Source organism: Gordonia sp. NPDC057258, from assembly GCF_042668985.1.
Taxonomy (GTDB): Bacteria; Actinomycetota; Actinomycetes; order Mycobacteriales; family Mycobacteriaceae; genus Gordonia; species Gordonia hongkongensis.
The window spans coordinates 1-18,284 of the sequence record NZ_JBHUXZ010000029.1; the positions used below are offsets into that span (position 1 = coordinate 1).

The window sequence follows — 18,284 nt, forward strand, 5'->3', positions numbered from 1 at the left end:
GCCCTGACGCGGGTGGCCGTCGCCGGGTCGGTGCTGTGCCGGGCCGTCGTCCGGGCGCTTCTGCCAGGATGGAACGCATGCAGACGCTGCTGCTGTACCTGCTGATCATGGGACTCGTCGTCGCGATCGTGTTCGCTGTCGTCTGGTTCGTGTTCGGACGCGGAGAAGATCTGCCGCCGGTCGAGCCCGACACCACGCTCACCCGGTTGCCGTCGGTGGGCATCACCGGTGACGACGTGCGTGCGTTGCGCTTCGCCCAGACCCCGCGTGGTTACAAGCAGGCCGAAGTCGACTGGGCGCTGGCACGTCTCGCGCGTGAGGTCGACGACCTGCGGTCGGTGATCACGCGTCTGCGCGAACGGGAGTCGGTGCCCGGGGCGGAAGCGGGCGCGGCTCCGGACGATCCCGCCGCTGGTATCACCGGGAACGGCGGCGTGGAGGCCGGGCGGTCCGGCCCGCCGAGCACCCCCCGGTAGGGGCCGTACGTCGAGACCGCGCGGCGCGCGTGTCGCGCACTGACAATCGTGTGCGACCCGGGCACGTATCATGTTCGGAGCAGGGACCTTGAAGGGAGCTTGAGAATGGCGGCAATGAAGCCACGTACTGGGGACGGCCCCCTCGAAGCGGCCAAAGAAGGGCGTGGAATCGTTGTCCGGATTCCGATCGAAGGTGGAGGTCGACTGGTCGTCGAGCTGACCGCCGACGAAGCAGCCGCGCTGGGCGAGGAACTCCGCGGGGTAACCGGCTGAACATGCCCCACGAGGGCAGTTCCCATGAGGCCCGGGCGGACCCACCGACTCCGCACCGGGCGCATGGCCTCACTCCGGTACTCGAGATCCTGCGCTGCCCGGTGTGTACCGGGCGCCTGTCGGCCGACGGCGCGTCGCTGCGCTGTCCGCAGGCGCATTCTTTCGACCTCGCCCGTCAGGGCTATGTCTCACTGCTCGACGGCCGGTCCGGCGCGCTGCGCGCCGACACCGCAGCCATGGTGGCCGCCCGAGCCCGCGTGCACGACTCCGGTTTCCTGCTCCCCGTGGTCGATTTCGTCGCCGGCCGCGCGGCCGAGGTCACGGGTGGACACGACCGGCCGGTGATCCTCGACGCGGGGGCCGGTGGCGGACACTATCTTCGCGCCGCGGTCGAGGCGAGTGGGGTGCCCGGCGGTGACGGACGGTCCTCGGCCGCCGGAATCGGCCTGGACCTCTCGAAGTACTGCGCGCGGGCCATGGCGCGGGGACCCCGGCCCCTCGCTGCCGTCGTCGCCGACGTCTGGCGCGGACTGCCCGTCGTCGATGATGCTGTCGCGGTGGTGCTCTCGGTGTTCGCGCCGCGCAACGCGAGCGAGTTCGCCCGCGTACTGGCCCCTGATGGCGCACTGATCATCGTGAGTCCGGGGCCCGACCACCTCGGCGAACTCATCGAGCCGATGGCGATGCTGCGTGTCGACGAGGCCAAATCCGAGCGCCTCCGTGCCTCGCTCGACGCGGGCTTCGAAGTGGTCGACGAGTCACCTGTCCGGTACTCCGCAGACGTCGACGCGCAGACCGTGGGGGATCTGGTCGCCATGGGCCCGTCGGCATTTCACTCCGACGAGGCCGACATCCGCTCGCGGGCCGCGGCCTTCGCCGGGGACGGTCGGGTGCCGGCCACGGTGTCGGTCGTGGTGACCACGTGTCGGCCCGTCCGCGGACGCTCACCCGCTCAGCGCCGTACGGACTCGTAGACACCCAGCGTCTGTTCGGCGATCGACGCCCAGGAGAACTCGGCCTCGGCGCGTTCGCGGCCGGCCACCCCCATCGCCGACGCCGCCGCATCCGAGGCCACCGCGTTCACCGTGTCGGCGAGATCGTGTTCGAAGGTCGCCGGATCGACGGGGTCGTACCGCACGAGGCGGCCGGTGACGTTGTCGCGCACCACCTCGGGAATGCCGCCGACCGCCGAGGCCACCACCGCGGTACCGCAGGCCATCGCCTCGAGGTTGACGATGCCCAGCGGTTCGTACACCGATGGGCACACGAAGACCGTTGCCGCGGTCAAGATCTCGCGGATCCGGGGGAGTGGGAGCATCTCGCGCACCCAGTGGACGCCGGGACGCGAGGCGGAGAGTTCGCCCACCGCGCTCTCGATCTCGGCGCCGATCTCCGGCGTGTCGGGGGCACCAGCACAGAGGACGAGCTGGATGTCCGGATCGAACCGGTGCGCCGCGGCCACCAGATGTGCGACGCCCTTCTGCCGGGTGATCCGGCCGACGAACGCCACGATCGGGCGGTCCGGGTCGAGCCCGAGTGCGGTCGGCGTCGAGTCGGGTCCGAACGGATCGTAGACCGGGAACCATTGAGATGTGTCGATCCCGTTGCGCACCACATGGACACGCTCAGGGTCCAGACGCGGGTAGGTGTCACAGATCTCGGTGCGCATCCCCGAGCTCACCGCGATCACCGCGTCGGCGTACTCCACCGCGTTGCGTTCCACCCAGCTCGACACCCGGTACCCGCCGCCGAGTTGCTCGGCCTTCCACGGGCGCGACGGTTCGAGCGAGTGGGCGGTCAGCACGTGCGGCACGTCGTAGAGCCGTCCCGCCAGGTGCCCGGCAAGGCCGGTGTACCAGGTGTGGGAGTGCACGACGTCGGCACCGGACGCACCCACCACCATCCGCAGATCGGCCGACAACGTGGTGATCGCCGCATTCGCCCCGGCCAACCCCGGGTCGGGGGTGTACACCGCGGCGGTCTCCCGCTCGGCGCCCATGCAGTGCACGTCGACGGTGATGAGATCGCGCAGATACCGGACCAATTCGGTGACGTGGACCCCGGCGCCGCCGTAGACCTCAGGTGGATATTCCCGTGTCATCATCGCCACCCGCATGATCTCGACGCTAGTGCCAACGCGCGCAGATCGCCATCGGTGCTGCCAAACCCTGGTCGCGACCGACGCCACGCATACTGACCGCCCGGTCATCTGGCCGACGGCTTCGATCGCGGTTAAGTTGGGGGAGTGAGATCTGAGCCGCACGTCCTCGGCATCGTCCTCGCAGGCGGCGAAGGCAAGCGTCTGTACCCGCTGACGATGGACCGCGCCAAACCTGCGGTGCCCTTCGGCGGCGCCTACCGGCTCATCGACTTCGTGCTGTCGAACCTGGTCAACGCCGGTTACGAGCGCATTTGCGTACTGACACAGTACAAGTCGCATTCGCTGGACCGGCACATCTCGCAGACCTGGTGGACGTCGGGATTCCACGGCGAGTACATCACCCCGGTGCCGGCCCAGCAGCGACTCGGACCACGCTGGTACACCGGCAGTGCCGATGCGATCTTCCAGTCGATGAACCTCATCACCGACGAACGACCCGAGTACATCGTCGTCTTCGGAGCCGATCACGTGTACCGGATGGATCCGTCGCAGATGGTGGCCGCGCACATCGAATCCGGCGCCGACGTCACGGTGGCCGGGATCCGCGTGCCCCGAGCAGAGGCGGTGGCCTTCGGCTGCATCGACTCCGACGAGAGCGGGAAGATCACCCGCTTCCTGGAGAAGCCGGCCGATCCGCCCGGCACGCCGGACGATCCCGACGTGACGTTCGCGTCGATGGGCAACTACGTGTTCACCACCGAGGCGCTGGTCGACGCGCTGCGCGCCGACGCCGCCGACTCGGACTCCGACCACGACATGGGCGGTGACATCATCCCGGCCTTCGTGCGCCGGGACACCGCCTTCGTCTACGACTTCAAGGACAACCAGGTACCCGGTGCCACCGAACGCGACACCGGTTACTGGCGCGACGTCGGAACCCTGGATGCGTTCTACGAGGCGCACATGGACCTGGTGTCGGTCCACCCGATCTTCAACCTCTACAACGGCCGCTGGCCCATCCGCGGCGAGACCCACAACCTGCCGCCCGCCAAGTTCGTCCAGGGCGGGGTCGCGGAGGACTCCGTGGTCGGTTCCGGATGCCTCATCTCCGCCGGCACGGTGCGCAACTCCGTGCTGTCGTCGAACGTCATCGTCGAGGACGGCGCGGTGGTCGAGGGCAGCGTGCTGATGCCCGGCGTGCGCGTCGGCAAGGGCGCGGTGGTCCGCAAGGCCATCCTCGACAAGAACGTCGTGGTCGGTGACGGCGAGCAGCTCGGTGTCGATCTCGAGGCCGACCGCGAACGGTTCTCGGTGAGCGCCGGCGGTGTGGTCACCGTCGGCAAGAACATCCAGGTTTAGCGCCGCCGCCCGTCGCGTAGGGCCGCGTCGATGAGCGTCGCGATGTCGTCTCCGGCGTCGTCCGGAAGCGCGTCGACCGGCCACCAGCGGAGGTCCACGGACTCGTCACTGCATACGACGCGGGGGAGTTCACCGTCGGGCGTCGGGGCGGCGACCACCCGGTAGCGGACGTCGAGGTGGCGGGTGGGGACTCCCAAGGAGCAGGTGATCGGGTGGGTGTGGAGGTGGACCATCCCGTCACCGGCGAGCGTGGGGTCGGCGGTGTCGAGCACGAGTTCGGGCATGCCCGACTCTTCTCGCGCCTCGCGTAGCGCCGCGCCGGCGAGGGAATCGTCGGAGGGTTCGCAGTGACCGCCGAGCTGTATCCACTTCCCGACGCGGGGGTGCAGGGTCAGCAGGACGTGTCGGCGCGTCGCGTCGAAGACGATCGCCGAACCCGTCAGATGTCCTGGTGCGCAGGCCCGAAGACACCCGTCCGGGGACGCGGCGAGGAACGCGAGATATGCGTGACGCAGGGAGTCCTGGGCGGGATCGGGTGTCTCCCACCGTGTCAGGGCCTCGACGGCGGAGGCGTGCAGCGACTCGGCGGTCACAGTTCGACGACCCACTCCGCGGTGGGGGCGGGGTCGCGCAACCCGGCCGGTTCGAGCGGATGTCCGATGGCGACGGCCCCCAGCGGTTCCCAACTCGGATCCAGATCGAGAACGCGGCGCACCGTCGGCGCGGCGAAGATGGTCGACCCGACCCAGCAGCTGCCGATGTCGCGGACCGCCAGCGCGGTGAGCAGGGTCGCGACCGCCCCGCCCGCGGCCACGGTGAACATCGTGTGCTCGGCGGCGTTGCGACGATCATCGGGGTAGTCGTGGGCGCCCTCGGGTACGAGGAACGGGATCACCAGTTCCGGGGCGTCGTAGAGGATCTGCCCGCGTCGAAGTCGCTTCTCGATGGATTCGGCTGTCTTGGAGTCCGATTCGAGGTCGGTGCGCCAGTCGCGCGTCATCGCGTCGAGCAGTTCGCGGCGTCGCGAGGCGGAACGCAGCCACACGAAGCGGACCGGATGTGTGTGGTGGGGTGCCGGGGCGGTGAGCGCCTCGGCGAGGGCGTCGCGCATCTCCGCGGGGTCGACGGGCCGGTCGGCGAAGGTGCGCACCGAACGCCGGGTGCGGATGGCCTCTCGGCGGCCCTCTGCGATCGCCTCTTCGGTCCCGAGACGGAACAGGTCCTCGTCGTAGGGACGGATGAGGTCGGCGGCGGTGGTGCCGTCGTCGGCCGGAGCGAATCCGCGGACGACGGCGACCGGGACGGCGGCGAGCTTGCCCTTGACGAGGTCCGCCGCAGCGGCGAGTTCGTCGGCCACCGCTATCTCGGTGACGATCAACGGATTCCCGTAGTCGTCGACGCCGCCCTCGTAGGGATGGGTCACGGCGATGCCGGCCGCGCCGATGGCGACGTCGGTCTGTCCGGTCCGCCAGGCCCGACCCATCGTGTCGGTGATGATCACCGCGACGTCGAGGCCGGCGGCGTCGGCTATGGCACGCCGCAGTGACGCCGCACTGCGGTCGGGGTTCTCCGGCAGGAGTGCCAGTTGGTCGCTGCGCACATTCGAGCCGTCGATCCCGGCCGCTGCCTGCACCAGGCCGAGGCGGTTCTCGGTGATGAGGGTTCGGTTCTTGCGGGCCAGGACGCGCACCGATTCGGCGTCGACGAGGCGACGACGCAGCGCGTCCCGCTCCTCGGGGTCGCTGGGCGCGTCGACCATCCGCCCTTCGGCCTTGGAGATGATCTTGCTGGTGACCACCAGGACGTCGCCGGACTCGAGCCAGGGTGCGGCGCCGAGGATCTCACCCGCGACGTCGGAGTCGGCGGTGAACTCGGGCAGGCCGGTCACCGGCCGGATCTCGAGATGTCCCGGTGCGCGGTGGTCGGGGCGAGCGGTCACCGCACGCCCTTGTTGGTCTCGGGCAGCGGTACGTCGACGAGCGCGCAGGCCGCACGCACCATCTGCGCGGTGGCCGCGGGGTCGGTCATGAGCAGCGGTGCGGCGCCGACGGCGATGCCGTCGACAGCGGCGTGGTCACCCTCGGCGATGAGCCAACCGTCGAGAATCCCGTTGCCTCTGCGGGCGCCGTAGTGTCCGGCGATCCCCTGTGCCGAGGACTCGACCTCGATCACGGACAGGCACTCGTCGGCCATGCCGCGCAGGGGACGGTTGTCGATGACCGGTGAGATCCCGACCACCGGGGCCCTGGTCTGGCGCAGCGCGCTGCGCATCCCGGGAACACTGACGATGGCGCCGATGCTCACGACCGGGTTCGACGGCGCGAGGAGGATGACATCGGCGTCGGCGATCGCGTCGAGGACGCCGGGTGCCGGCGCCGTGTCGTCCGAACCGACCTGCGCGAAGCCGAAGGTGGGGATCTGCGCGCGATGGCGTACCCACCATTCCTGGAAGTGGATCGCGACCCGTTCGCCGTCCTCGCCGTCGGGTTTGGCGACCACGACGTGGGTTTCGTGACGATCGTCGGTGACGGGCAGGAGCCGCACCCCGGGGACCCAGCGCCGGCACAGGGCGGCCGTGACGTCGGACAGCCGGTACCCGGCGTCGAGCATCTGGGTCCGGATGAGGTGGGTCGCGAGATCGCGATCGCCGAGTCCGAACCAATCCGGGTCGGCCCCGTAGGCGGCGAGTTCCTCTTTCGCGCGCCAGGATTCGTCGCGCCGACCCCACCCGCGTTCGGGATCGATCCCGCCCCCGAGGGTGTACATACAGGTGTCGAGGTCGGGGCAGATGCGGACGCCGTGCATCCAGGCGTCGTCGCCCACGTTCACGATGGCGGTGATCTCGTGCTCGGTCGCCGGGGCGCCGGACGCGTCGTCCTGGGGGGCCGGGAACGCCGTCGGGCCGAACAATTCGCGCAGACCGAGGAGGAATCGTGCCCCTCCGACGCCCCCGACGAGTACGGTCACCTTCACAGCAGGTACTCCTTCACACCGCCACTGTAGTGCGCGGTGCGAGTCGGCGGTCAGGCGCTGTCGGTGCGGTGCGGATGGTTTCGACCCGTGCCGGGTTCGGTGTGACATTCACGTCGGGTTGAGGTCAATGTCGTGTCGAGTCACAGGGTTGTCGGATCCTGGTGGTAAACAGAGAATCTTTGACTTCAACTTGACCGGGACCGCCTTGGGCGTGTGTAATCACATCAGTGTCATTCCGAGTTTGAGATCGAGAACCTTCGGATCGAAAACCGCTGGACTTCAACGGATTCGATCGTATGTTCGAACTCGGGAGAGGGTCGGTTCCGGCACTTCGCGGGCCGTCGCTCGGGCGCTGTGTACGTCTGATGTGGGTGTTTCCACATCCGTAGTACAAGTGGTGTGGCAACAGTGGTGGGTGCGGCACACAGGCCGTGTTCGCAGAGGACGCAGAAACTACCAACATCCCGAGCTAGGAGGCGCCGACGATGGCTTTGGAAAACCCGATCGGCAATCCGCTTGAACCACAGAACCGCCCGCAATTCACCGCCGAATTCAACACCCTTGGCCCCGTTGATGATTCGATGATCGGCGGCACTGCCGCCGCGTCGGCCATCGGCATCGGGACCGATTTCGGGTCGCCGCACGGGCCCGTCGCCGACGATGCCGACCCGGGTCGTCGTCATCTTTCGTTGGTGCCCAACGACTTCGACGATCTCTTCGACGCCGTCGAAGAGCAGTGGCAGGACCGTGCCCTGTGTGCGCAGACCGACCCCGAGGCGTTCTTCCCGGAAAAGGGTGGGTCGACACGTGAGGCCAAGCGGATCTGCCAGGGCTGCGAGGTCAAGTCCGAATGCCTCGAGTACGCACTGCACAACGACGAACGCTTCGGTATCTGGGGCGGCCTGTCGGAGCGTGAGCGCCGGCGTCTCAAGCGCGGCATCATCTGACCGGCGTCACCATCTGAGCGGACGGCTCGCGACGGAGTCGTCCCCACCGATCATCGACCGCGGATCACTCTGGTCCGCGGTCGATCGTGTCTTCGTCGACGCCCAGATGCGTCGCCACCTGTTGCACGAGTACCTCGTGGATCAGATCCAGCAACTCGGTGCCCTTCTTGGCCCGGGACTCCAGTGGCCGGCGGAACAGGATGATCTGCGCCCGCGTCGGTGCGCCGTTCACATCCATCCCGGCCGGGATCAGCCGTGCGAGCGGCACCGCACCGTCCGCGGTTACCTCGTCGGGCCACTCGACCGTCTCGGGGTCGCGGGGCAGGAGCCGGGGGATCTCGTCGACGGCGATGTCGAGTCCGGCGATCTGGTCATGCCACTGCGCGTCGATCTCGGCGAACGCCTCCAGGGCGACCGCGTCGAATTCATCGGACCGGCTGTTGTGGGCGGGCACGCCCTGTGGCAGCAACGGCGAGCGCAGTCCCCGTCCGCGACGATCGCGGTGACGACCCGTCCGCCGACGACCGCGGCGCGCCTCCGGCAGGCCTGAGGAGCCACGTGGAGTCGGCTTCGGGTCGATACGCATGGCGAGAGTGTAGGAGGTCGGACGAGTCCGTGTCTCCTCCGGTCGCTGCGTGTCTGCTCCGGCGGTCCGGGTCTTCGCCGGCCGCCCGCCCGGTGAGCGTGTCGCCGACGCGGTTGCGAGCGACGAGGGCTAATCTCGTCACGTGAAGCTTCCCCGACTGTGCTGCCGACCCGGCTGCGCCCGATCCGCGGTGGCTACCCTGACCTTCGTCTATGCCGAGTCGACCGCGGTGATCGGTCCGCTCGCGACGTCGCAGGAGCCGCACTCGTGGGACCTGTGCGACGATCACGCCCGCCGGATCACCGTCCCGCGCGGCTGGGAGATGCTGCGCAGCGAGCGGGGATTCTCCGCGCCGCCGGCCGAGGATCAAGAGCTGACCGCGCTCGCCGAGGCGGTTCGGGAAGCCGGAGCCGTCGCCGGCGGTGGACGCCCGCGGTACGTCGACCGCAGTCCGATCGACGCCCTCGATGCCTTCGAGGACACCGCGTTCGTCGAGGTCCATCGCGATGCCGTGGACGACCGTCGGACGGGTCGGCACCGCGCCGGCCCGGTCGATGCGCCCGCCCCGACCGCCGGGGCGTCGCGTCACCAGACCCGGCCGCGCCCGGGGCGCCGCGGACACCTGCGGGTACTGCCGGACCCGGTCGACTGACCGGTCACCACCGCGCGGGGGGCGTGGACCCCGAAGGCATCGCCGCAACTGTGCCGAGTACGTGCGCGCCGACTTCGCGACCTGGCTACCCTGGTGACATGCGAACCGGTTCCCCCGACCTCGACGACGCCGAGGAGCTGATCTCGGCCGATGTCGACGGTTTGCTGAGAGCGGTCGCGCTCGCCGGCGCACAGGTGCGCGCCGTCGCCGAAGCGGTGCGCGAAGGCGTGCTCGCCCCGCTCGCGGACCTGCGTCCCCGTAGCGTCATCGTGGTCCACGGTTCCAGCGGCGTCTCCCATCGGGCGACCGACTTCGCGGTGGCCACGCTCGGGGCCCGGGTGGACGTCCCGGTGGTCAGCGGTCCGGTGTTGCCCGGGTGGATCGGCCCGCTCGACGTCGTGATCGTCGCCGGCGACGATGCCGGGGACATGGCGCTCGCCGACGCCGCCGCGCGGGCGTTACGCCGGCGGGCCGAGGTCGTGGTGGTCGCACCCGTGGCCGGGCCTCTTCGAGATGCGCTGGGCGGCAACGGGATCAACCTCGCGCCGCGGTTCGACATCGAACCCCGCTTCCGCTTCGTGGGGTTCGCCGCCGCGCTGCTCGCGGTGTTCGGTGCGCTGACCCAGGTCCGGTTCACCGGGAGCGTGCGCGCACTCGACGACCTCGCCGACGCACTCGACGACGAGGCCTCGACCGGACACCCGGCCCGCGACGCCTTCCACAATCGCGCCAAATCGCTGGCGCTGCGCGTCCAGGGCCGCCCCACCGTCTGGACGGCGGACAGCCCGGCCGGCGCGGCCATCGCCCGGCATGCGGTCGCCGGGCTCGTCGGACTCTCCGGGATCGTCAGCGCCGCAGCCGAACTCACGGACGTCTCGCGAATGGTGCAGTTGCTCGGGTCGCGCTCGGATGTCGCACCGAGTGCGGACTCGATCTTCTACGATCCCGACTTCGACGGACCGCCGGCAGCTCCCGCGCCGCGTGTCCAGGTCGTCTCGACCGGGCGGCGGGAATGGTTCACGCGTCAGCGGGTCACCGGCCTCGGCGAGGTCGATCTCCTCGTCGGAATCGATCGTGCGCAAGAGACTTCGGCCGCCGGGGGCGCGGACGGCCGCGAGTGGGAGGACCGGCGTCCGGCGCCGGGTGAGGATCCGGTGGCCGACGGCCCGGGGGATGTACTGGATTTCCTGATCGTGGCACTACGGGTCGAGATGGCGGCGGTGTACCTCCGCCTGGTTGGGAACGCGTTGCAATGAGGATCATCGACGGAGTGGTGCGGCCATACGCCTGGGGGTCGCGGACCGCGATCGCGTCCATGCAGGGTAGGTCCGTGCCGTCCGCGCACCCGGAGGCGGAGCTGTGGTTCGGGTCCCATCCCTCGGGGTCGGCTCGGTGCGTCGATGTCGCCGGGATCGAGCAGGATCTCGTCGACGTGATCGACGCGGATCCGATCGGCACGCTCGGCGCGGCGAGCACGGCGGCTTTCGGCGAGCGTCTGCCGTTCCTCCTGAAGGTGCTCGCCGCCGAGGAACCGCTGTCCCTGCAGGCACATCCGTCCGCCGAACAGGCCCGGGCAGGATTCGAACGCGAGAACGCCCGCGGTGTCGCGCTCGAAGCCCGCGACCGCAACTACCGCGATCCATGGCACAAGCCCGAACTGATCGTCGCGACGACCCCGTTCGACGCCCTGGCCGGCTTCCGTCGACCGGAGGACACCATTCGGTTGCTCCGCGCACTGCAGGTCAGTGAGCTCGACCCCTATCTGGGGATGCTCGCGGGGCAGCCGGACTCGGAGGGGCTGCGGGCGCTCTTCACGACGTGGCTGACGCTGCCCGAGTCGCTGCTCCGTCAGCTGGTCCCGGCGGTACTCGCCGGCGCGGTCACCGTGCTGAGCACAGGTGAGACGGAGTTCGTCGCCGAACTGCGGACGGTGTGTGAACTCGGGGAGGCCTACCCGAACGATCCCGGTGTCCTGGCATCGTTGCTGCTCAACAACATTCACCTCGAACCCGGGCAGGGTCTCTATCTGTCCGCGGGCAACCTGCACGCCTACCTCCGCGGTACGGGCGTGGAGATCATGGCGAACTCCGACAACGTGCTGCGGGGCGGACTGACGCCCAAACACATCGACGTTCCCGAGTTGTTGCGCGTCCTCGACTTCACCCCGGTCGATGTCTCGGACCTGACACCGCAGATCCGGACCGTCGGCGCCGAGCGCGTCTACCTCACCCCCGCTCCCGAATTCCGGCTGTCGCGTGTCGAACTCGACGGGACGGGCCTCCACCACGCCTCGTCGATCTGCTTCGACATGCCGGGCCCGCAGATCCTCGCCGTGCTCAGCGGCGCGGTGGAGGTCCGACCGGCGGGTGGGAACCCGCTCACCGTGACGGCCGGACGGGCGGTGTGGATCACCGACGACGACCCGGACGTCATCGTCCGCGCGGCGTCGGCTCGTGCGGTCTTCTACCGCGCGCTGGTGCCGGCCGCGGTCTCGGCGCAACCCGACCTGACCTCATCGGTGGCGTCCGCGTCCGAATGATGTCAGTCCGTCAGCGCCGAACCGGAGTCGCCGCGGCGGTGCCCGCGGGTTCGGGGTAGCCGCCGATCAGGTTCCATTCGTCGGGGGTCGCGACCATGGTGACCAGGATCGGTCGCCCACCGGTGTCGAGTGCGATGTCCTGTGGCGTACGCGGATTCTGACGCAGCGCGACGGTGGCGCCGTCGGCGGGTTCGCCGAGGCCCGGTGCGACGACGATCATCCGCGTGGTGTCGGGCTGTGGGGAAGGTGGCGCCACACCGTCGACGATGACCAGGCCGGGGCCGGGGCGCGCCGGGGTGCGGTCGCCCGAGAGTGACAGCGCGCTCGGATCGCCCACGGCGGTGACCACCGGGGTCCACCGGTGCGGGCGGTCGGTGTGCACGCGCACCGCGGCGCCGACCGCGACTGCGCGGAGAGCGATCTGGGCCACGACGTGAATGCCCGCGGCGACCGAGACCGTGGCGATACCGGGTCCGACGAGCCGGGTGGCGACCGCGCGGCCGGCGTGATCGGCGCCGATGAGCTGGCCGCAACCGCCTGCCGGGATACGCGCCGAGGCGAGGAACGCCTCCGCCTCCGAACCCGTGAGTGCGGGTACGGCCCGGTCGAGCCGGGTCGGCGTCGAGATGGGGAGACTCGCTGCGAGAGCGTCGAACTGGCGGCCGTCGAGGGGGATCAGACCCGCGGGCCATCCACCGAGTGCGCGCCTCGCGGCGGGGAACTCGTTGACGCGGACGATCCCGGACACCTCGACCGTCGTGCGATCGCCGCGACGCCTGCCCTCGGTGACTCGTGGGCACAACTTCACGGTGACGGTCGTCGAGACCGCGGAGTTCACCCAGATGCCGCGCAGCACGTCGGTCAGGGCGGCCGGTTCGACGGCGGCGCTGCGCATCCGCAGACCGGCGACGCCGACCGAGTAGCGTTCCTCGGCGAGCGAGTCGAGGCTTGCGCCCTCGATGAGCTGCGCCGTGATGGCGGTGATCTGTGCCGCCGACAGGATGGTCGTCGACAAGCCGTGTTCGGCGAGCCTCTTGGCGACGCGGCGGGTGGTCACCGTCGCGGTGCGCAGTGCACCGGTCGCGCCGCCCCCGCGGCGGGCGACGGCGTCGGCGCAGTCGAGGGGATTGAGCCGGAGGACGACCAGCACCGACCGTTGGGCCGTCGCCGACAGCGGGCCCAGGGTGCGGTCGTAGGTGTCCGGCGCGATGCCCGAACCCCACACGCGCACACCGTGACTGATGACCTCGATAGAGCTGAGCCGGATGTCGTAGGGACTGATGCACTCGGCCAGGACGCCGAGGGGCACCACCTGGCCCGATTCGTCGCCGAGTTCGCTGTGGCCCGGGGTCAGGTAGGTGACGGCCGGGCTGCCCGGGTCCACCCGGACGACGGTGACCAGGGTGTCGCCGACCCACCTCGCGCCGATGGTCGTCGGAGCCGATGTCCGCCGTGCGGTGGCGGGGGTGCTGGGTGCGGGCAGCGGGATGTCGAACGGGGCCGGGGCGAGATCGGCGTGGTCGCGGCGCATCCGCGACCACGAGAACGACAGATTCGCCACGATTCGGCCGAACACCGACGGCCGGCCGCCGACCCGCACCAGACCTGCGGAGACGACCGCGGCCACGCCGAGTGCGGTTGCACCCCAGACGCTGCCGGACACCACCCAGACGACGAGTCCGAGCGCCAGCACCGCCTCGATCACGACGAGTGTGGGCAGTGCCATCCCACGCCTGTTCCGCTCCACGGTTGCGACCCCCTCGATCACCGCTGCCGACTGCCGCGTGCCGTCCACCGAGAGTGTGCACAAGCGGTGGAGCCCCACACGTCAGGGGCATGTTTGTCGGCTAGGCTACTACCGCGCGGCAGGGGGTATGCCGCAGGAGATCACAACCCGCTCGCCGCCGGAGAATGTCCGACGCCGCGGCCCGGGTGCGGACAGGGGGAGCCGTGGCACGTCAGCTGACGACCAAAGCCCAGGTCAACGGCTACCGTTTCCTGATCAAGAGGCTCGAGCACGCGCTGGTACGACGCGACGTCCGGATGTTGCACGATCCCATGCGTTCACAGTTGCAGGCGCTCGTGGTCGGGACCGTCCTCGGCTTGCTGGTCCTCGGCGGGTGCGGAATCTGGGGCCTGATCCGGCCGCAGGGGTCCGTCGGCGACGCCACGATCATCGTCAGCAAGAACAGCGGCGGCACCTACGTCCTGATCGAGGACACCCTGCATCCCGTCCTCAACCTGGCCTCGGCACGGCTGGTGACGGGTAGCTCGGAGTCGCCGACCTCGGTCGGGGACAACAAGCTCAAGCCGTACCCGCGCGGACCCCTGTTGGGCATCCCGGGTGCGCCGGCGGCACTGCCGAAGTCGTCGCACGCGGACTCCTCCACCTGGACGGTCTGCGATTCGTCGACCGTGTCGGAGGCGCCGGTCGAGTCGATCGAGCAGACCGTCATCGCCGAGACGCCGCGTCTGGGTGACGCGATCGGGACGGCGAACCCCGCCGACGCCGTGCTCGTCGACGGCGGGGACCAGACCTTCCTGGTGTATCAGCTGTTCCGGGACGGTGTCTGGAGTCCGGTCCGTGCCGCTGTCGACACCGAGAGCGCGCCCGTCATGCGGGCTCTCGGTCTCGAGGGGGCCACGCCCCGGCAGATGTCCACCGGCCTGCTCAACACCTTCCCACTGGTCGATCCGCTTGCCGTGCCGGAGATCTCGGGCGCCGGCCGGCCCGGGGCAGTCGACGGCGCGAGCGTCGGCAGTGTCGTCAAGTCGGTCGGTGTCGACGACACGACGTCCTATCACCTGGTCCTGCGCGACGGGGTGCAGGAGATCAGCGCCCCGACCGCCGAACTCATGCGGCTGGCCGACTCCGACGCAGCGCCGGTGACGACCGTCGCCCCGGGGCAGCTCGCCGCGCTGAGAACCGTGGAGTCGGAACCCGTCTCGGACTTTCCCGAAGTCGCGCCGACGCTGCTGGACGTGAGCGGCGATCCGACGCTGTGCCGCACCTGGACCCGCGGGACGGGGGAGCCCCGCGCACAGACGACGTTGCTCGCGGGGCGCGAACTGCCGCTCGCGTCGGATGCGGTGCCGGTCCGGCTGACGTCGTCCGATGGTGCCGGACCGAACCTCGACGCGGTCTACATGCCGCCGGGCTCGGGTGAGTATCTGCAGGTGACCGGCAACGAGGCGGACAGCTCGCGTACCGAATCGCTGTTCTACGTCAACGATTCGGGTGTGCGGTTCGGCGTACCGGACTTCGAGACCGGCGGCATCCTCGGGCTCGGGGATTCACCGTCCCGCGCGCCGTGGTCGGTGGTGTCGCTGCTGGCGCCCGGGCCGACCCTCTCGCGCGAGAACGCCCTCGTCGCGCACGACGGCCTGGAGACCGCACGACTCGACGCCGGCGGGGAGCACACCGAAGGGCCCTCGACCGGCGGATGATCGACGGCGCTCCCGTCGCGGCCCTACGTGAGCGGGCCGCCGACGATGTTGCCGACGATCCCGCGGATGACGTTGGTGCCGTCCTCGGATCGCAGTTCCTCGTACCAGGCCGCGGTCGCCTCCGGGTCCTTGCCGTGCGTGACGTCGCAGCGCTTGCGTGCGCGGAGCACGAGGTCGGCGGCCCGTTCGGTGCGTGACGCCTCATAGGTCGCGAGGGCCGCGTGCAGGTCGTCGGGGTGATCACGGAAGGCGAACTGCAGGGTGATCGCATCTTCCATCGCCGAACAACCACCCTGTCCGATGTCGGGGGTCGTGTTGTGTGCGGCGTCGCCGAGTAGTGCGACACGTCCCCGGACCCAGGTGTGGAACGGATCGATGTCGAGGATCTCGACGCGGTTGGTGGTCGCGGGATCCAGTGTCTCGATGAGCTTCTGGACGCCGGGCGCCCATCCGGCGAACTCCTCGGCGAGCACCTCGCGTGCGGTTCCGCGTTCGAACGGAACCCCTTCGGGCGTGGTCACGTCGAAGAAGAAGTAGAACCGGTTGCCCGCCACCGGCATCACCGATACCCGACGCGAATCGCCCACGTAGGTGGTCCATTCGGTGGCCGGTCCGATCTCCTCGTCGATCGGGACGAGTCCGTTGAAGTTCACGTACCCGGCGTAACGACGCTCGACCGCGTGACCGAGCACATGGTCGCGGGCAAGCGATCTCGCACCGTCGGCGGCGATGACGACATCACCCTGGGCAGTGGTGCCGTCGGCGAATTCGACCGTGGCGCCGTCCGGACCGTCGTGGACGGCGACCATCTTCTTGCCGAACCGGATCTCGTCGTGGCCGAAGGCGTTCATGAGCATGAGCTGGAGTTCGGCGCGTGCGATCGGGTAAGGACGTTGCCCGACCTCGTCGATGAGCGGTGCCATGCTGAAGCGGCACATCGTCTCTCCGGTGAATGCGTCGATGTAGCTCATCGAATCGACGATGCCGCCCAGCGCGGCGGTCTCGGCTTCGAGGCCGAGGTGGTTCAGGCACTTGACCCCGTTGGACCACACCGAGATCGCCGCGCCGACGGGGCGGTTCTCGGTGACCTGCTCGTATATCTCGACCTCGTGCCCGAGCTGTCGCAACGCGATGCCCGCCGAGGTCCCGCCCATACCGGCGCCGATGATCACTGCTTTCACAGGAACCCAGGCTAGGTGTCCGCGAGCCGCGGCGCGCGGCGAGTACGCCGGACGCCTCGCCGCCTGACCGCCGCCGCGACGACGTCGTGACCGGGATGGACCCGACGGGTCAGGACCGGTCGTGTCCGGTGACGAGCGCGGTGACCATGTCCTGCCACTGATGGGTGATCGTCTCGAGGTCGAGCCCGACGTCCACCAACAGGTAGCGGACCGAACTCGCCGAGAGCGGCGCCTGGACAGTGAGGGCCAGGAAATCCAGCGCGCCGTCGAAACCCAACTGGCGCAACAGGATCTGCACATGCTGGGTGGACGTTCGGGCCACCGGGTGGGTCATGAAGTCCTCAGCACCGGCGCCGGCCTCCAGCAGGATGTCGAGGTGGTCGGCGGTGAGCTTGAGGCGAGCGCGACCGTAGGCGAGGAGTCGGTCGAGCGGGGGAGCGCCGGGACCCAGCGGCTCCGGACCGGACAGATACGCCTGCTGGATCTCGGACTCGCTGTGGTCGAGGAGAGCCAGCATGAGCCCGGTCCGGCTGCCGAAGCGGCGGAACACTGTGCCCTTGCCCACACCCGCTTCGCGGGCGACCGCCTCCATCGTCACCGCGGCCGCACCGTGGTGATCGATCAGGTTCTTGGCGGCAGCCAGCAACAGACGCCGGTTACGTGCGGCGTCGGCACGTTCGGTCCCCGAAGAATTGAGAGAGATGTGGAGGGGGGAGTGGTCGGGCCCGTTTGGCACGTGATGAGCGTAACTCTTGACCAGAGGGGGAATGAATCGGACCCTGGTCCGGTTAGAGCATGTCGTAGACAAGGTCGCGTGGACTTCCACGGACCTCTGTGCCATCGAGAGGAATCACATGTCGGAACGAGTCGTCGAACTGGTCGCGCTGGTCGGAAGCCTGCGTACGGCCTCGGTCAACCGCCAGCTCGCCCACCTGGCCGCGGACAATGCGCCGTCGGGAGTCTCCATCACGGTCGTCGACAACCTCGGCTCGCTGCCGTTCTACAGCGAGGACATCGACATCGAGGAGCAGCTCGACCCAGCCGTGGCGAACCTGCGCCAGGTCGTCGGCGCCGCCGACGGCGTGCTGATCGCAACCCCCGAGTACAACGGCACCATCCCCGCCGCACTCAAGAACGCCATCGACTGGTTGTCTCGGCCCTACGGCACCGGCGCGCTCACGGGCAAGCCCGTCGCGGTGCTGAGCGCGGCCCTCGGCCAGTACGGCGGCGCGTGGACCCGTGAGGACACCCGTAAGTCGGTCGGCATCGCCGGCGGTCGCGCGATCGCGGAAGCCGACCTCGGTCTGCAGCTCGCGGCACTGCCCGAGGCCGGCCTGGATTCTCCGGAGGTCGTCGAGAAGGTCGTCGCGTCCGTCACCCGGCTCGTCGACGAGGTCGCTGTCAGCGCCTGACCCCACACCGACGTCCCGACGCCGCGCCCGGCCCTTGCCCGCCGCGGCGTCGTCGTGTCCGGGGGTGCCGGCGTCGGGCCGCGAGTGCGACCGGGGGCGGATGTGGATGGTCGGTGGACATGTTGTGGACCGCCTCGGGACAGCCTGTGAACGACACGCCGGACACGCGGAGGACACGCGGGGGATTTGTGATCGTGCACCGCTCCGACCTGCATGTCTTCCATCAATGTTATTCACAAGCCCTTGTGGTGACCAGAAATGTCAGCCACTAGGTGTAGTGTTTGAGCTACCAGTCAGGCAGACGACGAGAAGCAGTTCGACTCCTCGGAGAAAGCCAC

The 18,284-nt window shown here is 69.5% G+C and carries 18 protein-coding genes; 10 read left to right on the plus strand and 8 right to left on the minus strand.

Annotation, left to right across the window (positions count from 1 at the left end; all coding sequences use genetic code 11):
- Window positions 1-77: 77 nt before the first annotated feature.
- The 3 genes from ACFUEJ_RS18020 (at window position 78) to ACFUEJ_RS18030 (ending at window position 1,723) form a co-directional block, all read left to right on the plus strand.
- Window positions 78-476: a DivIVA domain-containing protein gene (locus tag ACFUEJ_RS18020; RefSeq protein WP_338857771.1), complete on the plus strand. Its 399-nt coding sequence runs from the start codon at window positions 78-80 to the stop codon at window positions 474-476.
- A gap of 105 nt (window positions 477-581) precedes the next feature.
- On the plus strand, window positions 582-749 hold the full coding sequence (locus ACFUEJ_RS18025; protein WP_004019232.1) for a DUF3117 domain-containing protein: 168 nt from the start codon (window positions 582-584) through the stop codon (window positions 747-749).
- 2 nt (window positions 750-751) lie between these two features.
- Complete coding sequence (locus tag ACFUEJ_RS18030) at window positions 752-1,723, plus strand: putative RNA methyltransferase (RefSeq protein ID WP_288812178.1); 972 nt, start codon at window positions 752-754, stop codon at window positions 1,721-1,723.
- On the opposite strand, the gene glgA is transcribed toward ACFUEJ_RS18030, so the two are convergent.
- A complete protein-coding gene (gene glgA / locus ACFUEJ_RS18035) occupies window positions 1,702-2,865 on the minus strand; it encodes a glycogen synthase (protein ID WP_388030938.1) in 1,164 nt (387 codons plus the stop codon). The genes ACFUEJ_RS18030 and glgA overlap by 22 nt on opposite strands.
- Before the next feature lie 129 nt (window positions 2,866-2,994).
- On the opposite strand from glgA, the gene glgC reads away from it, so the two are divergent.
- Window positions 2,995-4,209, plus strand: a complete 1,215-nt coding sequence (gene glgC / locus ACFUEJ_RS18040; protein WP_388030940.1) for a glucose-1-phosphate adenylyltransferase — start codon at window positions 2,995-2,997, stop codon at window positions 4,207-4,209.
- Here glgC and ACFUEJ_RS18045 read toward each other — a convergent pair.
- From ACFUEJ_RS18045 to cofD, 3 genes are read right to left on the minus strand one after another with little or no spacing between them, the layout of a single operon-like run.
- Window positions 4,206-4,802, minus strand: coding sequence for an NUDIX hydrolase (locus ACFUEJ_RS18045; RefSeq protein WP_058252536.1), 597 nt, complete (start codon window positions 4,800-4,802; stop codon window positions 4,206-4,208). The two genes, glgC and ACFUEJ_RS18045, sit on opposite strands and share 4 nt — an antisense overlap.
- Window positions 4,799-6,148 (minus strand): coenzyme F420-0:L-glutamate ligase, encoded by a 1,350-nt coding sequence (locus tag ACFUEJ_RS18050; protein ID WP_065632649.1) that lies wholly within the window; start codon window positions 6,146-6,148, stop codon window positions 4,799-4,801. Before ACFUEJ_RS18050 ends, ACFUEJ_RS18045 begins: the two co-directional genes overlap by 4 nt.
- Entirely contained in the window at window positions 6,145-7,182 is a 1,038-nt protein-coding gene (gene cofD / locus ACFUEJ_RS18055; protein WP_388030944.1) for a 2-phospho-L-lactate transferase, read from the minus strand. Before cofD ends, ACFUEJ_RS18050 begins: the two co-directional genes overlap by 4 nt.
- A 689-nt stretch (window positions 7,183-7,871) precedes the next feature.
- On the opposite strand from cofD, the gene ACFUEJ_RS18060 reads away from it, so the two are divergent.
- Complete coding sequence (locus ACFUEJ_RS18060) at window positions 7,872-8,129, plus strand: WhiB family transcriptional regulator (RefSeq protein WP_171011557.1); 258 nt, start codon at window positions 7,872-7,874, stop codon at window positions 8,127-8,129.
- Between the two features lie 64 nt (window positions 8,130-8,193).
- Here the strand turns inward: ACFUEJ_RS18060 and ACFUEJ_RS18065 are convergent, their stop codons facing one another.
- Window positions 8,194-8,715, minus strand: a complete 522-nt coding sequence (locus tag ACFUEJ_RS18065; protein ID WP_058252540.1) for a metallopeptidase family protein — start codon at window positions 8,713-8,715, stop codon at window positions 8,194-8,196.
- A 142-nt stretch (window positions 8,716-8,857) separates the two neighbouring features.
- Here ACFUEJ_RS18065 and ACFUEJ_RS18070 point away from each other — a divergent pair, with 142 nt between their 5' ends.
- The 3 genes from ACFUEJ_RS18070 (at window position 8,858) to manA (ending at window position 11,906) form a co-directional block, all read left to right on the plus strand.
- Entirely contained in the window at window positions 8,858-9,367 is a 510-nt protein-coding gene (locus ACFUEJ_RS18070; RefSeq protein ID WP_388030947.1) for a DUF3499 domain-containing protein, read from the plus strand.
- A 98-nt stretch (window positions 9,368-9,465) separates the two neighbouring features.
- Window positions 9,466-10,623 carry a hypothetical protein gene (locus ACFUEJ_RS18075; RefSeq protein ID WP_388030949.1) on the plus strand — a complete coding sequence of 386 codons (1,158 nt, stop codon included), beginning with the start codon at window positions 9,466-9,468 and terminating at the stop codon, window positions 10,621-10,623.
- Entirely contained in the window at window positions 10,620-11,906 is a 1,287-nt protein-coding gene (gene manA, locus ACFUEJ_RS18080) for a mannose-6-phosphate isomerase, class I (protein ID WP_226513686.1), read from the plus strand. The genes ACFUEJ_RS18075 and manA overlap by 4 nt, the downstream gene beginning before the upstream one ends.
- Before the next feature lie 10 nt (window positions 11,907-11,916).
- On the opposite strand, the gene eccE is transcribed toward manA, so the two are convergent.
- A complete protein-coding gene (gene eccE / locus ACFUEJ_RS18085; protein ID WP_388030951.1) occupies window positions 11,917-13,632 on the minus strand; it encodes a type VII secretion protein EccE in 1,716 nt (571 codons plus the stop codon).
- A gap of 224 nt (window positions 13,633-13,856) precedes the next feature.
- Between eccE and eccB the strand changes: the two genes are divergently transcribed.
- Window positions 13,857-15,353, plus strand: coding sequence for a type VII secretion protein EccB (gene eccB, locus ACFUEJ_RS18090; RefSeq protein WP_388030953.1), 1,497 nt, complete (start codon window positions 13,857-13,859; stop codon window positions 15,351-15,353).
- A gap of 23 nt (window positions 15,354-15,376) precedes the next feature.
- Here eccB and hpxO read toward each other — a convergent pair whose 3' ends face one another.
- On the minus strand, window positions 15,377-16,534 hold the full coding sequence (gene hpxO, locus ACFUEJ_RS18095) for an FAD-dependent urate hydroxylase HpxO (protein ID WP_388030956.1): 1,158 nt from the start codon (window positions 16,532-16,534) through the stop codon (window positions 15,377-15,379).
- A gap of 109 nt (window positions 16,535-16,643) precedes the next feature.
- Window positions 16,644-17,270: a TetR/AcrR family transcriptional regulator gene (locus ACFUEJ_RS18100; protein ID WP_388030959.1), complete on the minus strand. Its 627-nt coding sequence runs from the start codon at window positions 17,268-17,270 to the stop codon at window positions 16,644-16,646.
- A gap of 118 nt (window positions 17,271-17,388) precedes the next feature.
- Here ACFUEJ_RS18100 and ACFUEJ_RS18105 point away from each other — a divergent pair, with 118 nt between their 5' ends.
- Entirely contained in the window at window positions 17,389-17,946 is a 558-nt protein-coding gene (locus tag ACFUEJ_RS18105; protein WP_078112944.1) for an NAD(P)H-dependent oxidoreductase, read from the plus strand.
- The last annotated feature ends 338 nt before the right edge of the window (window positions 17,947-18,284 follow it).